At 38.8% G+C, this 15,608-nt stretch carries 17 protein-coding genes; 16 read left to right on the forward strand and 1 reads right to left on the reverse strand.

Annotated features, from left to right (window positions below):
- Positions 1–217 precede the first annotated feature (217 nt).
- From pabC to ACB088_RS02290, 4 genes are all read left to right on the forward strand, one after another.
- Complete coding sequence (pabC, locus tag ACB088_RS02275) at positions 218–1,030, forward strand: aminodeoxychorismate lyase (protein WP_375037887.1); 813 nt, start codon at positions 218–220, stop codon at positions 1,028–1,030.
- Position 1,031: 1 nt separating this feature from the next.
- Positions 1,032–2,102: an endolytic transglycosylase MltG gene (gene mltG / locus ACB088_RS02280; protein ID WP_375037888.1), complete on the forward strand. Its 1,071-nt coding sequence runs from the start codon at positions 1,032–1,034 to the stop codon at positions 2,100–2,102.
- Positions 2,103–2,111: 9 nt separating this feature from the next.
- Positions 2,112–2,711 (forward strand): dTMP kinase, encoded by a 600-nt coding sequence (tmk, locus tag ACB088_RS02285; protein WP_375037889.1) that lies wholly within the window; start codon positions 2,112–2,114, stop codon positions 2,709–2,711.
- Positions 2,712–2,845: 134 nt separating this feature from the next.
- Complete coding sequence (locus ACB088_RS02290; RefSeq protein WP_375037890.1) at positions 2,846–3,262, forward strand: PaaI family thioesterase; 417 nt, start codon at positions 2,846–2,848, stop codon at positions 3,260–3,262.
- A 57-nt stretch (positions 3,263–3,319) separates the two neighbouring features.
- Here ACB088_RS02290 and nadB read toward each other — a convergent pair whose 3' ends face one another.
- Positions 3,320–4,963 (reverse strand): L-aspartate oxidase, encoded by a 1,644-nt coding sequence (gene nadB / locus ACB088_RS02295; protein WP_056481442.1) that lies wholly within the window; start codon positions 4,961–4,963, stop codon positions 3,320–3,322.
- Positions 4,964–5,193: 230 nt separating this feature from the next.
- Between nadB and ACB088_RS02300 the strand changes: the two genes are divergently transcribed.
- From ACB088_RS02300 to ACB088_RS02355, 12 genes are all read left to right on the forward strand, one after another.
- On the forward strand, positions 5,194–6,570 hold the full coding sequence (locus ACB088_RS02300; RefSeq protein ID WP_045429606.1) for a Do family serine endopeptidase: 1,377 nt from the start codon (positions 5,194–5,196) through the stop codon (positions 6,568–6,570).
- Positions 6,571–6,695: 125 nt separating this feature from the next.
- A complete protein-coding gene (locus ACB088_RS02305; protein ID WP_045429619.1) occupies positions 6,696–7,145 on the forward strand; it encodes a thioesterase family protein in 450 nt (149 codons plus the stop codon).
- A gap of 178 nt (positions 7,146–7,323) precedes the next feature.
- A complete protein-coding gene (lepA, locus tag ACB088_RS02310) occupies positions 7,324–9,141 on the forward strand; it encodes a translation elongation factor 4 (protein WP_003650302.1) in 1,818 nt (605 codons plus the stop codon).
- A gap of 75 nt (positions 9,142–9,216) precedes the next feature.
- Complete coding sequence (gene lepB / locus ACB088_RS02315; RefSeq protein ID WP_375037891.1) at positions 9,217–10,044, forward strand: signal peptidase I; 828 nt, start codon at positions 9,217–9,219, stop codon at positions 10,042–10,044.
- 24 nt (positions 10,045–10,068) lie between these two features.
- Complete coding sequence (locus ACB088_RS02320; RefSeq protein WP_375037892.1) at positions 10,069–10,443, forward strand: DUF4845 domain-containing protein; 375 nt, start codon at positions 10,069–10,071, stop codon at positions 10,441–10,443.
- Positions 10,415–11,107, forward strand: coding sequence for a ribonuclease III (rnc, locus tag ACB088_RS02325; protein ID WP_004643662.1), 693 nt, complete (start codon positions 10,415–10,417; stop codon positions 11,105–11,107). Before ACB088_RS02320 ends, rnc begins: the two co-directional genes overlap by 29 nt.
- 11 nt (positions 11,108–11,118) lie before the next feature.
- Positions 11,119–12,141: a GTPase Era gene (era, locus tag ACB088_RS02330; RefSeq protein WP_080028321.1), complete on the forward strand. Its 1,023-nt coding sequence runs from the start codon at positions 11,119–11,121 to the stop codon at positions 12,139–12,141.
- A gap of 17 nt (positions 12,142–12,158) precedes the next feature.
- Positions 12,159–12,356, forward strand: a complete 198-nt coding sequence (locus tag ACB088_RS02335) for an NF038104 family lipoprotein (RefSeq protein ID WP_004643661.1) — start codon at positions 12,159–12,161, stop codon at positions 12,354–12,356.
- Between the two features lie 9 nt (positions 12,357–12,365).
- Complete coding sequence (locus tag ACB088_RS02340; protein WP_151743904.1) at positions 12,366–13,079, forward strand: DNA repair protein RecO; 714 nt, start codon at positions 12,366–12,368, stop codon at positions 13,077–13,079.
- A 13-nt stretch (positions 13,080–13,092) separates the two neighbouring features.
- Entirely contained in the window at positions 13,093–13,818 is a 726-nt protein-coding gene (pdxJ, locus tag ACB088_RS02345; RefSeq protein WP_003650315.1) for a pyridoxine 5'-phosphate synthase, read from the forward strand.
- 6 nt (positions 13,819–13,824) lie between these two features.
- On the forward strand, positions 13,825–14,469 hold the full coding sequence (locus tag ACB088_RS02350) for a tRNA-(ms[2]io[6]A)-hydroxylase (protein ID WP_133747124.1): 645 nt from the start codon (positions 13,825–13,827) through the stop codon (positions 14,467–14,469).
- Positions 14,470–14,752: 283 nt separating this feature from the next.
- Positions 14,753–15,511, forward strand: a complete 759-nt coding sequence (locus ACB088_RS02355; RefSeq protein WP_375037893.1) for an SDR family oxidoreductase — start codon at positions 14,753–14,755, stop codon at positions 15,509–15,511.
- Positions 15,512–15,608 lie beyond the last annotated feature (97 nt).

The raw sequence follows: 15,608 nt of genomic DNA on the forward strand, positions 1-15,608 counted from the left end.
AATAGCGCTAGTCTTTATTCTAAAAAAATAATAAAAAACGAATTTAATATGAAAAAAATAGAAATAGTAAAAACAGATAAGTTATTCTTAAATCTTGATATACAACAAGTTTCAAAAGTAGATACGAAATCGGTATAATTTTTTAAAATCAGTCATTTATTATTTAAATGAAAGGTGTTGTATTGTTGGATCGTTTTAAGCAAAGGGTGGATTAAACATGTGGTGTTTTAAAAATGGTCAACCTGTTGAAACCATTCCTTTACTAGATCGAGCATTTCATTATGGAGATGGGTGCTTCACCACAATTCATGTTTTTCAAAACCAGATTGAGCTTAAAGAAAGACATTGGGAACGCCTAAAACTTGCATGTCAAAAACTGTCTTTAACTGCAGATTTTGAATTGATAGAACAGAGTTTGCAGCAACTACAAAAGCAGCATCTTGTGCTCAATGGCACTTTAAAAATTGTGATTAGTCGTGGGATAGGTGACCGTGGTTATAGTTTGCCAAAGCATAATGCTGATATTTATATCTGGTTTTATCCGAAAGCCTTAGAGCCATTTCAGCCGGACTTTATTCAGTGTGGCGTTTTAAATCAAGCCTTAGGTTTAACTATGCCAAGCTTAGTTGGGCTTAAATCTTTAAACCGCCTTGAACAGGTATTGCTAAAAAAAGAAGCAGATCAACTAGGGTGGGCTGAAGCATTAGTTACTGATGTACAAGGTTATATTGTTGAAGGGGTCAGCAGTAATTGTTTTATTCGTTTAAATGATAGATGGATTACTCCTGAACTTCGCTATAATGGCGTCCACGGTGTAATGCGGGCGGAAATTTTAGCGCGTATGCAGCACCATGGAATTGCCTGTGAAGTACGTATAATTGAGCTAGATGAAGTATCTGAAATACAAAGTCTATTCTTTTGTAATGCTTTACATCCTATGCGAGTGGTCACTCATTTAGGAGAGAAAACGTTAGAAACACAGGCATGCATAGATTTATTTCATCTCCTTAACTTAAATCAGATTCATTAATATGCCGAAGCCACCTGTGAATGCGAAAGCAAAAAACGCCAAGAAAAATAACAAAAAACAAGCTCCAAAATTTTCTAAGCGATTGGTTCTAATTGGCCTGTTTATTGTTTTAATTTCTACTTTTGCCATTTTATGGTCGAGTCTATTTAAAGCTTATCCAATTGAAGGCAAAAAACAGATGTTATCCATTACATCTGGTGAAACCTATTCTGGTTTTATTGATCGGTTGGCGAAAGAGGGCAAAGTTAGCTTTCCAGTGGTATTAAAGCTTTATCAGAAATTTATGATTCATGACAGCATGAAAGCTGGTGTGTATGAAATTGAACAGGGTATGAGTGTAAGAGAAGTATTAGAGATGTTATCTGACGCTGATAATGCTCAGATGAACCGTGTTTTGGTGATTGAAGGTACAACTTTTAAGCAGCTTATTACTGCACTCAAAAATGATAAAAATGTAAAAAATACAATATTAGATTTACCTGATGATCAGCTTATGAAGGCGCTTGGGATTCCTTACGATCATCCAGAAGGCTTGTTCGCGCCGAATACTTATTTCTTTGCCAAAGGCGAGACTGACAAGAAAATTCTTACCGATTTATATCATCGTCAAATGAAAGCTCTAGACGTAGCTTGGGCAAATCGTGCACCGAATTTACCTTATAAAGATAAATATGAAGCATTAATTATGGCTTCTATTGTTGAGAAAGAAACAAGTTTAGATAGTGAACTTACACAAGTTTCTGGGGTTTTTGTCCGCCGTTTAAAAATTGGTATGCGTTTACAAACGGATCCAACAGTTATTTACGGTATGGGCAATAACTATAAGGGAAACATTACCCGAGAAGACCTGCGTACCCCAACAGCATATAATACCTATACTATTAATGGCTTACCGCCAACTCCAATTGCTTTGCCAAGCCAAAAAGCAATTGAAGCTGCATTGCATCCAGATGATTCAAACAACATCTATTTTGTAGCAACTGGCAATGGTGGGCATAAATTTACGGCAAGCTTGCAAGCGCATAATCAAGCGGTGCAAGACTATTTATCCGTGTTGAGATCGAAGAAATAAGGAAAAGAGATGTTTATTAGCTTTGAAGGCACGGAAGGTGTAGGTAAAACTACGCTTATTCGAAAAATTCATCAGCATTTTGAAGAGCAAGGCAAACAAGTTGTTTTAACGCGAGAGCCAGGTGGTACTCCGCTAGCTGAACAGATACGTTCTATGCTTTTGGCAGTGAATCATGATGAAAACATGAGTCATGATACCGAGCTATTACTCATTTATGCGGCACGTGCCCAGCACTTACAACAGGTCATTTTGCCTGCTTTAGAATCTAACAAAATTGTTTTAAGTGATCGTTTTACCGATGCAAGTTTTGCTTATCAATGTTCTGGTCGTGGTTTAAGCCAAGATAAGTTACAGCTTTTAAATCAGAACTTTGTTTCACGCATGCCAGAAGTGACTTTCTGGTTAGATGCCCCGATTGAACTCGGGATGGATCGTGCGCGTGAACGTGGAGCTTTAGACCGTTTTGAACAAGAAAAGTTAAGTTTCTTTACTAAGGTTCGTGAAGGTTATGAAACCTTATGGAAAGCTGAACCGGAACGGATTAAGCGTTTAGATGCTACACAAAGTCCTGATCAGGTGTTTGAGCAAGCTTTGCAATATTTAGGATAAAAATTGATTGGCCACTCTTATTTTTATGAGAGTGGTTAAAAATGATGACAATTCTGGTTTGAATCGTCATAGAAAATATCTGTTATTTTCTTATGCTATCTTACATATGATTTATAGATTGAAGAATAACAAGGATGAAAAGCTCAAAAGAAGAAATCGTGGAATTTCTTGAAAAAGAATTTCCGCCAAGTCTTGAACATTGCACTATTGAATCAGTCACGCCCAAAGCTGCGGTTGTTTATTATCATGTCGATCAAAGACATCAACGTCCCGGTGGCACCATATCAGGTCCAACCATGATGACTTTGGCTGATTTTGCTTTATATATTGCTATCTTAGGTGAAATCGGAATTATTGGTTTAGCTGTGACCACCAACTTTAATATTAACTTTTTACGCAAACCTGCGGGTGATCAAGACTTACGCAGTGAGTGTAAGCTCATGAAAGTAGGAAAGAGTCTGGTTGTGGGGGAAGTCTGGATTTATTCAGTCGGTTTGGATGAACCTGTTGCACATGTAACCGCGACTTACTCAATTCCACCTAAATCATAAATATCAAACCAAATAAAAAGCACAGCCTGAACTGTGCTTTTTTTTGTTTTATAAGAATTACAGCTCTGTATTAACCAATGGCTGTTCTACTGCAAAGTTTGGAGGTGTTAAAACAGTTTTACGAATTTCGCTCGAGGTTTCAGGATAATCGAGTGTGTAATGTAGACCACGTGATTCTTTACGTTGCATCGCACAACGGACAATCATTTCAGATACGAGAACAAGATTACGCAGTTCAATCAGGTTCTTGCTAACACGATAGTCTTGATAATATTCGGTAATTTCACGCTTTAACATTTCAATACGGTGTAAAGCACGTTCTAAACGTTTTGTGGTTCTTACAATACCAACGTAGTTCCACATCGTAGAACGTAACTCATCCCAGTTTTGTAAAATCACGACATCTTCATCTGGATTGGTGACTTGAGAGTCATCCCAACTTGGTACTTCTGGTAGTTTTAAATCTTTATCAAATTTATTTTCGATGTCTTTTGCTGCACTCATGCCATAGACGAAGCATTCAAGTAATGAGTTACTCGCCATACGGTTTGCACCATGTAAACCGGTATAAGACGTTTCCCCAATAGCATATAAGCCTTCAATATCGGTCTGGCTATTTGAGTCAACCACAACACCACCACAGGTGTAATGAGCTGCCGGCACCACTGGAATCATATCTTTGGTAATGTCGATGCCCAATTCAAGCAATCGCGCATAAAGTGTAGGGAAGTGTTCTTTAATAAACTCTGGTGATTTGTGCGTGATGTCTAACCACACATGGCGAATACCTAAGCGTTTGATTTCATGGTCAATGGTACGTGCCACAATATCGCGTGGAGCCAGTTCTGCACGATCGTCAAAACGCAGCATGAAACGTTCGCCATCTGGCAAGCGTAAATAAGCACCTTCACCACGCATTGCTTCGGTAATTAGAAATGAGCGAGCTTGGGGGTGATAGAGACAAGTTGGATGGAACTGATTAAATTCCATATTCGCAACACGACAACCTGCACGGTAAGCCATGGCAATACCATCACCAGTGGCAATATCTGGATTAGATGTGTAGAGGTAAGCTTTCATTGCACCGCCGCAAGCAAGCGCGGTAAATGGTGCAAGGAAGGTATGAACCTTTTCTGTGTTTTCATCTAATGCATATAAACCAATAGCACGGTTCGCTTGGTCAACATGTCCTAATTTTTGCGAAGTAATTAAATCAATCGCAATATAGTTTTCAAAAATAGTAATATTTTTACGTTCTTTGGCGCGTTCAACCAAAGTCGTTGAAATGGCTTTGCCTGTTGCATCAGCAGAATGGATAATGCGACGCTGTGAATGACCGCCTTCGCGGGTTAAATGAAGTTGTTCATCTTCATCTAAGGTAAATTGCACGCCTTGCTTTAAAAGAAAATCTACAGAAGGGCGACCACCTTCTACGGTATGTTGTACCGCATCCATTTCACATAAATGAGCACCTGCAATCATAGTGTCATTAATGTGCTGTTGAATAGAGTCAGTCTCATCAAGAACAGCAGCAACTCCACCTTGAGCGTAGAAGGTACTTGCTTCGGTTAAAGCAGCTTTGGCTAAAACTGCAATATTAAAATGATTTGGTAACGATAAAGCCAGACTTAAACCAGCGCCGCCGCTGCCCACAATAATCACGTCAAAGTGGTGAATTGTCTGTAAATTAGGCATGTCCATTCGCAACAATCTAAAACGTCCGCTAATGACACCCCTTTTTATCTAAAAAGGCAAGAGCTTAAGCGCTCTAACTCAGAGAAAAATTGCAATTGGCTTAAAAAGTTGCAATGCGTAAAATAATCATTGTGATGATGCCTTACAAATAAACATATTGTTACGCACAACCCCAAGGCGTTGTGATACAACAGTTTTATTCTTATTCTCGTAGACCAATTGTGGGTGAGCACCGAATGAAAACTCGCTATTTACAACAAGGAATGTATGCAGCGGTATTTACAGTTGCTGCTGTTCAAGCAAATGCTACTGTTGATTTTTCAAACCTCGTTGAACAAGTTAGTCCAGCCGTGGTGAGTGTAAACGTCGTAAAGAAAATGACTCAGGATGAATTGTTGCAGCAGCAAGTTCCTGAAATTTTAAAACGTTTCTTTGGAAATCAGGTCATCATTCCGCAGCAACAAGGTCCACAAGAAAAAACCGCATACGGTAGTGCATTTTTTATTAGTAAAGATGGTTATTTACTGACAAATCATCATGTTATTGAAAATGCCTCACGCATCAGTATCACTTTAAATGATCGTCGTGAAATTGATGCAACGGTGGTAGGTAGTGATGAGCGTACAGACGTTGCATTATTAAAGGTGACCGGAAATAGCTATCCAGCTTTACGAGTAGGAAACGTTGACCGCTTACGAGTGGGAGAGCCAGTTTTAGCAATTGGTTCGCCGTTTGGTTTTGACTATTCAGCTTCGGCAGGTATTGTCAGTGCTAAATCACGAAATATGAGTGGTGAAACGTCGGTGCCATTTATTCAAACTGACGTTGCGCTAAACCCAGGTAACTCTGGTGGTCCATTGTTTAACCAAAATGGTGAAGTGGTCGGTGTAAACTCTCGAATATTTAGTGGTACTGGCGGCTATATGGGCTTGTCTTTCTCTATACCGATTGACGTAGCTATGGATGTAGCCGAACAGCTTAAAACTAAAGGTAAGGTAACGCGCTCTTATCTTGGTGTGATGATGCAAGACATTGACCGAAACCTTGCTGATGCTTACAAGTTACCAAAACCTGAAGGTGCTTTAATTACTCAAATTTCTCCGAACTCGCCTGCACAAAAAGCAGGCTTGCGAGCTGGAGATGTGATTTTGAAATATAACGGTAATCCGGTATCACGCACCAGTGAGTTACTCTATGCATTAAACAAAGTACAGCCGAATCAAACAGTTCAGTTTGAAGTATTACGCGATGATAAAACTCGTAATATTTCTGCAACTTTGACGACTGCTCCAGATGAAACACCTGCGACAGGTGCACAAAGTGCTGTATCTAAAGGTCCAGTTCTAGGAATGAGCATTCGTGATTTGGCTGAACCAGAAAAAAGTGCTTTAAGTGTAAAGGGCGGCATCTATGTACAAGATGTTCGTCGTGGCGGTTTGGCATCATTGTCAAATATCATTCCGGGTGATGTGATTGTTCAAGTCAACAATAACCAGATTTTAAATAGTCAGGATTTTGCAAAAGTTGTTTCTAACTTACAAAAAAATACGGTAGCACGTGTTGCAATTATTCGTCAGGGACAACGCGCAATGCTTGGTTTACGTATTCAGTAAACTAAAAAAGAAACAATGAGCCACCCTAAACATGGGTGGTTTTTTGTTATTTATCTTGAGCGTATAGTGATATCTACCTACACTTATTTCAGTTTAAAAGTTAATAAATAAGAGTGTGAACATTCGTGAGTAGTATTTTTGATTTACATATTCAGGTACAGCCACATCATATTGATGCGTTAGGACATGTGAATAATGTGATGTATGTACAGTGGATGCAGGATGTAGCTGCTGCTCATGTTGAAACGTTAGGAGTAGGGGTCACTAAATACCTCGAGTTAAAACATGCAATGGTCGCGGTTGAGCATCATGTGCAATATCGTAAAGCTGCATTTGAAGGCGAACAAATTGTATTACGCACATGGTTGGATGATATCAACGCTCTTTATTCTTTCCGCCAGTATGTATTTTTCCGTCCATCCGATCAGGCTGTATTATTTGTTGGAAATACAAAATGGGCATGTATTGAAATTGCCACAGGACGCCCAAAACGAATGTCTCCAACTTTTACCCATGCATACAAGCCGCTTGATTCAAGCATAAATCCTTATGATTTTACTGTTTCTTATACATGAGGTTGCTCAAGAAGGAATTGGGCTACATTGGCCTTATTAAAAACATAAGTACAAAGCTCATGATTATTTTGGATACTTTAAAATATCCATCTGTTATAATCGCACGCAATTAATTTAACTGCTTTGGCTGTGTATTAAAACAAGCTACATAGCACTCTATATTTTCTCAAGGTAACCCATGGCGCAAGCTAAAAAATCCGTCGATATCAAAAATATACGAAATTTCTCGATTATTGCTCACATTGACCATGGTAAGTCTACATTGGCTGACCGCTTTATTCAGATGTGTGGTGGTCTACAAGATCGTGAAATGCAAGCCCAAGTCTTAGACTCAATGGAGCTTGAGCGTGAACGTGGGATTACCATTAAAGCCGCTTCTGTCACGCTGTATTACACTCATCCGAATGGTCAAGAATATCAACTTAACTTTATTGATACTCCTGGACACGTAGACTTCTCGTATGAAGTTTCTCGTTCATTAGCTGCATGTGAAGGTGCACTCTTGGTTGTAGATGCTGCACAAGGTGTAGAAGCACAATCAGTTGCAAACTGTTATACCGCAATTGAACAAGGTCTCGAAGTTCTTCCTATTTTAAATAAAATTGATTTACCACAGGCAGAACCTGAACGTGTAATTCATGAAATTGAAGAAATCATCGGGATTGAAGCGACAGATGCACCGACTTGTTCAGCAAAAACTGGTTTGGGTGTTGAAGGTGTTTTAGAACGTTTAGTCGATGTTATTCCAGCGCCTGAAGGCGATCGTGATGCTCCATTGCAAGCATTAATTATCGACTCATGGTTTGATAACTACTTAGGTGTAGTTTCTCTTGTACGTATTAAACAAGGTCGTATCCGTAAGGGCGACAAAATGTTGGTTAAATCGACAGGACAAACTCATCCGGTAACTTCAGTGGGTGTATTTAATCCTAAGCATACTGAAACAGATATTCTTGAAGCTGGTGAAGTAGGTTTTGTTATTGCGGGTATTAAAGATATTTTTGGTGCACCAGTAGGTGACACTATTACCCTTGCTGCTACACCTGATGTTGCAATTTTACCAGGTTTTAAAAAGGTTAAACCGCAGGTTTATGCTGGTCTTTTCCCGATTGATGCGAGTGACTTTGAGCCATTCCGTGAAGCGTTACAAAAATTGCAGATCAATGACTCGGCTTTATTCTTTGAACCAGAAAGCTCAGATGCATTAGGTTTTGGTTTCCGTTGTGGCTTCTTAGGAATGCTACACATGGAGATTGTACAAGAGCGTTTAGAACGTGAGTATGACCTTGATCTCATCAGTTCTGCACCTACCGTAATTTATGAAGCATTAACCAAGAAGGGCGAAACGATTTATATCGATAGTCCATCAAAAATGCCAGATGGATCTACTGTAGAAGATTTGCGTGAGCCGATCGCAGAATGTCATATCCTTGTTCCTCAAGAGTACTTAGGGAATGTAATGACCCTATGTATTGAACGCCGTGGTGTTCAAAAAGATATGAAATTCTTGGGTAATCAAGTTTCTATTACCTTTGAAATCCCGATGGCTGAAGTCGTTATGGATTTCTTTGATAAATTAAAATCATGTTCTCGTGGTTTTGCATCGCTAGACTATAACTTTGTGCGTTTCGAAAGTTCAGCTTTAGTTAAGGTTGATGTATTAATTAATAGTGACAAGGTTGATGCCTTGGCTATGATTTGTCACCGTAATGACGCGCGTCATCGTGGTATTGCATTGGTTGAGAAAATGAAAGATTTGATTCCTCGCCAAATGTACGACGTTGCTATTCAAGCGGCTATCGGTGCACAAATTATTGCTCGTTCTACTGTAAAAGCAATGCGTAAAAACGTATTAGCGAAATGTTATGGTGGTGACGTTTCACGTAAGAAAAAACTACTTTCTAAACAAAAAGAGGGTAAGAAACGTATGAAACAAGTGGGAAGTGTTGAAATTCCACAAGAAGCGTTCTTGGCTGTATTGAAAGTAGAAAGATAAGAAATGAGGGGGGAGAAGTAAGATATTACTTTTCCCCCACTTTAAGACAAGCAGCTAGGCTGCGAGTGAGGTCGTGTGGATTTTGATTTTAATTTAATTCTTGTTCCAGTTACGCTGATTCTATTTGCAGTGTGGTTGTTAGATAAATTTGTATTCAAACAGCGTGCAAATAAAGGGCGCGGGAACGAAAATTTTGTTATTACATGGGCCTATGACTTTTGGCCAGTTTTAGCTGTAGTGCTTGTGCTTCGTTCATTTCTTTATGAACCATTTAATATTCCATCAGACTCTATGGTACCTACCCTAGAAACTGGTGATTTTATTCTGGTGAATAAATTTGATTATGGTGTGCGTTTACCTATCGTCAATAAGAAAATTATTGAGGTGGGAGAACCAAAGCGTGGTGATGTGATTGTGTTCCGTTATCCACCTCAACCTACCATTAGCTATATTAAACGTGTAATCGGTTTGCCGGGTGATCATCTTGTTTATGATCATGGACAATTGATTATTAACGGACAAAAAGTACCGAAAGTATTAACACAGTTTAGTCGCGAAAAAGATGTGTTAGATACCCCAACGTCTATTTATCATAAAGAGACAGTAGGTGAACACACCTTTACGATGCGTGAGCTTGAAGGCGTAAATGTGGCGCGTCAAGCACCGTTTATCAACTATGTTGAAAATGGTAAATATGCAAACCAAGACGGTTTATATTGGGAAGTGACTGTTCCAAAAGGACATTACTTTGCAATGGGAGATAACCGTGATCAAAGTGCAGACAGTCGTTTCTGGGGCTTCGTTCCTGAAGAAAATTTAACAGGGCGAGCATTCTATGTCTGGATGCATAAAGAACCGGGTTTACATCTTCCTAACTTTGGCCGAAATGGAAAAATAGATTAAAAACAACCATTAGGAAAAAAAGAAATGCGTAAGGCACAACAAGGTACTTCGTATTTAGCAATTTTATTTGGGGTGGTTATATTTGCAGTTGCAGTAAAAGCTGTACTTGCAGTTTGGCCAGCATATTGGGATGATCGATTGATTAATAGTCAAATAGAAGAGCTTTTACAAGAAAGCTCTTCTGAGATCACACCACAGAAGTTTGTGACGCAAATGGATCAGCGACTGGAAATGAACAATATTCGTGATCTCCACTTTAAAGAGATTGCGCAAGTGTTTAATCAGTCTGGTCTGACAGTCAAAAAGAAATATGAAGTAAGAAAACCTTTCTTATCAAATATTGATTTAGTTTTAACATTTGAGAAGAGTTTTGATAAAACATCAGTTCAAACTAAGTGATCCTCGCTTATTGAGTCGCATCGGATATCAATTCAAGCAGCTTGAGTTGTTACAGTTAGCTTTGACTCATCGTTCGGTGAGTCATAAATACAATTACGAGCGCTTGGAATTTTTAGGCGATTCATTATTAGGCATGATTGTTGCCAATTATCTATATCATGCCTATCCAAATGAAAACGAAGGTCGCCTAACGCGTATGCGAGCGACTTTAGTCCGTCAGGAAGCTTTAGGTAAGATTGCAACCGATTTGCAACTTAGTCGGTGTTTAATATTAAGTACGGGTGAGTTGAAATCTGGTGGTCATCATCGTGAGTCAATATTAGCTGACACGGTAGAAGCCATTATTGGTGCAATTTATATTGATAGTGGTGATCTCAACTTACTTACAGATATTGTGCTAAAATGGTATGTACCCTATTTAGACCATATTGAACCTACGGATCAACTTAAAGACCCGAAATCACGTTTACAAGAGTATCTACAAGCACGTAAAAAACCTCTCCCTGTTTACGAGGTTGTAGATATTCAGGGTGATGCACCTCACCAGCACTTTAAAGTTGAATGTTTGATAGATGGTTTATCAAAGATTTATGGTGAGGGTTCAAGTCGTCGTTTTGCCGAGCAGGCAGCAGCGGCGGAAATTTTAAAGTTATTGGAGCAATAACCTGCATGTCGATGCATTCTGATCAAATCAATCCAGATTCAAATGATAACCAAGATCCTAATAATCTGATTGATCAATTTTTTAGTTCCAAAGGCGTAACAATTCCTTCGGATTTTAAGAGCGGATTTGTGGCGATTGTAGGACGTCCAAATGTGGGTAAATCTACCCTCATGAACCATTTATTAGGTCAAAAGCTCTCGATTACTTCGCGTAAACCTCAAACAACACGTCATAAAATTATTGGTATTGATTCGCGTGAAAAAATGCAGGCGGTATATGTAGATACCCCAGGTATGCATAAAAAAGAAGTACGCGCTATTAATAAAATGATGAACCGTGCAGCTCATTCTGCATTACGTGACGTCAATTTGGTCTTATTTGTTATTGATGCTTATAAGTGGACCCCAAATGATGACTTAGTACTTGAAAAACTCAAGAATGCTGAAATGCCAGTTATTTTGGTGATTAACAAGGCTGATACTTTTGAAGATAAAAGAGATATTCTTCCTTTAATTCAAGAGCGTGCCAAGCTTATGAATTTTGCCGAGATTGTTCCTGTATCTGCATTACGCGGAGCAAATCTTGAACACTTGAGTGAAACGATTGAGAAGTATCTTCCTTATCAAGCACCTTTGTATTCATTTGATCAGATTACTGACCGTTCTGAACGCTTTTTAGCTAGCGAAATTATTCGTGAAAAAATCATGCGTCAGTTAGGTGAAGAGCTTCCTTATGATTTAACAGTACAAATTGAATCTTTCAAAACGGAAGAGGCTGCTGTTAATGAGAAAACTGGTCGCTTAAAACCAGCTTGTACCTATATTGATGCAACGATTTTTGTAGATCGTGCCGGCCAAAAAGCGATTGTGATTGGTGAAAAAGGTGCCAAGCTTAAAACAATCGGTATGGACGCTCGAAAAGACATGGAAAAGATGTTTGAGCAAAAAATTATGCTTACACTTTGGGTAAAAGTGAAGGGTGGCTGGTCTGATGATGAGCGTGCCTTAAAAAGCTTAGGATATAGTGATATCTAAAGGATAAGGATACTGGTATGAAAACAATTACATCATTGGTCGCTATAATTGGATGTACATTGATGTTACAAGGTTGTGTATATAAGCTTGTAACCGTACCAGTAGGTATCGCTTATAAAACTACAAAAGGTGTTGTCAAAGGTACAGCGGCTGTTGTAGGTGCGGTGATTCCTGATGGTGATGATGACAAAAAAGAAAAAGAATCTGAGGAATAGTTTCTTTTTATGATGCGCAATGAAGTCCTCCATGGATATATGATTCATCACCGTAAGTACCGTGAAAAAAGTCATATTGTGCATCTTTTTACTCAGGAGTATGGGCGAGTCGATGGTATTTTAAGACAGACTCCGCCCCCTCAGTATCAACCTATCCGATTGCAAGCAACTGGTAAAAGTGAGCTGAAGAACTTTACTAAGTTAGAAATATTAAATCAGCCTGTTTTCTTTTTTGGTGACGCCTTTTTTGCCGGATTTTATTTAAGTGAAATCATTCTTCGGCTATGCCCACTTGAAGAGGCAATGCCTCAATCTTTTGAGCAATATCAGTTAACTCTATTGCAGTTACAGCAGCTCGCTTCTACTGATCAACCCGATCTTTTTTTAAGACAGATATTACGCCAGTTCGAACATGTGCTTTTGCCTGAACTTGGGTACGCACTTGATTTTTCAATTGATACTCAGCAGCAGCCAATACAGGCTCATCAGTTCTATCAATTTCAAGTGACCGAAGGTTTTGCTCTTGTTGCGCAGGCGAGTCGTTCCTCTTTGTCAGGAAAAGCGATTTTGTCTATGGTGGATTATGAGCAAGGGCAGGATTTTTCTCACGAACAATTACAATTATTAGGTAAACTATACCGTCAAATGATTACATCGCTTTTAGGAGATCGTCCCCTAAAAAGTCGACAATTGTGGATTCAAAATACTCAAACTCAATCGTAATTAGGATTTTTTTATGGCTGCATTGCTTGGTGTAAACATAGACCATGTTGCTACTTTAAGACAGGCGCGCGGTACTACTTACCCAGACCCTGTAGAAGCTGCTCTTATTTGTGAACAAGCTGGTGCAGAGGGGATTACCTTGCATTTGCGTGAAGACCGTCGCCATATTCAGGATGATGACGTACGTCGTATGCGACCATTACTAAAAACACGCATGAATCTAGAGTTGGCTGTTACTGATGAAATGGTCGAGTTTGCGAAAGAAATTCAGCCACAGCATGTATGCTTCGTTCCTGAAAGACGCCAAGAAGTAACAACTGAAGGTGGTTTGGATGTAGTAGGTAACTTTGAAAAAGTTAAAGCTGCAACTCAGACCTTAGCCGCTATTGGTTGCGACGTATCATTATTTATTGATGCTGATCTAGCTCAAATTGATGCAGCAGTTGCATGTGGCGCACCTACGATTGAGTTGCACACGGGTGCATATGCAGATGCGGCAACGGAGCAAGACCAACAGGCTGAGTTGGCACGTATTATTAAAGGTGTTGAATACGCAGCTTCAAAAGGTTTGGTGGTAAATGCGGGTCACGGACTTAACCTTAAAAATATTGCTCCAATTGCTGCTATCTCACAAATTCATGAATTAAATATTGGGCACTCAATTATTGCTGAGAGCATTTTTGTAGGTCTTGTTCAAGCTGTCAAAGATATGAAAGCAGCAATTCAGGTGGCAGGATAATTGGTTATGTCGAGTATCAATTACGATGAACTAATGCAACCTGTTTTGGCCTTTTTAGGATGTCAAACTCCAAAGGCATGGCTAGATGAGGCGGTCAATAATTTAGATATCTTGATGCAAGATCATGCTAATTGCGAAAAAAAAGCAGCTAGTACAGCAATGAACTTAATGTTCCGCTATAGCTTTTTCCCTGATTTGCAAGTGAAGCTTGCACAACTGGTACGGGAAGAAATGCTCCATTATGAACAAGTGCTTGAGCTAATGGCCAAGCGTGGTCAGAAATGGGATGGCTTAAGTGCAGGGCGCTATGCAGGTGGATTGCGTAAAGAAATTCGTACTTATGAGCCGGAAGCTTTAATTGATGTACTTGTGGTAGGTGCTTTTGTTGAGGCTCGCTCATGCGAACGTTTTCATGCACTTGCCCCACGTGTAGATGAAGAGTTGGGACGCTATTATCGCTATTTGCTTAAGTCAGAGTCTCGTCATTTTGAAGACTATTTGGCACTTGCACTTGATGTTGCAAAAACTGCAAAAATGAAAAATCCTAAAGAGGATATTCAGCAGCGCATTGAGCATATTCGTGAGGTTGAAAAGAACCTGATTTTAACGCCTGACGATACCTTTCGTTTTCACAGCGGCGTACCTGCATAATCAAAAAAGTTTATCTTCCTAGGTAAACTTTTTTTATTTTAACTCTTTAATTTTTAATTATTTTTATAATCTATTTTAGTTTGGGATATGCTGTTTTGATTCTTTTACCGTTTTCATAAGTCATATTTATATAATTCATTTCCTTAAATATTGTTATCCATAATTAAATTTTTTAGAAAATTCTTTTATTTTTGAAAGTAATAACGAATATTATGTAAATATAAAGATAGGTTTGTTCATAATCGGTTCAACTAAAGTAGTCGAATATTTTAAGGATATAAGAATGTTAGCATTAGTTACAGGCGCTTCTGCGGGTTTTGGTTATAGTATTTCAAAAAAACTGATTGAGTTAGGTTATAAGGTTATTGGATGTGGAAGACGGGCAGAAAAGCTAAAAGAATTACAACAAGAGCTTGGTGAAAAATTCTATCCACTCGTATTTGATATGACAGATACAGTAGAAAATATAAATAAAGCATTGGTTGATTTACCAACCGAATTCCAAATCAGTCAAATTGATTTATTAGTTAATAATGCCGGATTAGCATTAGGGCTGGAGCCAGCGGATAAATCAGATTTGGATGATTGGTACACCATGGTAGATACCAATATTAAAGGATTGATTACCGTTACGCGGTTAATTTTACCGAATATGGTGAAGAAAAAGTCAGGTTTAATCATCAATATGGGATCAATTGCAGGTACATACCCATATCCGGGTGGTAATGTGTATGGGGCAACCAAAGCATTTGTAGAGCAATTTAGTTTAAATCTTCGAGCTGATCTTTCTGGTACTGGTATTCGAATAACTAATATTGAGCCAGGTCTTTGTGGTGGTACAGAATTTTCTTTGGTGCGCTTCAAGGGCGATCAGGAAAAGGTAAATAGTCTATATGATAAAAAGAACCCAATCTTGCCTGAAGATATTGCAAATACGGTAGCGTGGGTCGCATCACAGCCTTCACATATTAATATTAACCGTATTGAAATGATGCCGACTTCTCAGTCCTTTAATCCCCTAAAAGTTGTTGAAGTAGAATAATAAGTTTAAAAATGACCTAAGAAGAGGATTGAAAGTGATATCTCTTTTTGATTTGGATTAGGTCATTGAATGAAACTAGTAGATTAATCATTAAATC

The sequence above is a fragment of the Acinetobacter sp. RW6 genome (assembly GCF_041956835.1).
Lineage (GTDB): Bacteria > Pseudomonadota > Gammaproteobacteria > Pseudomonadales > Moraxellaceae > Acinetobacter > Acinetobacter calcoaceticus.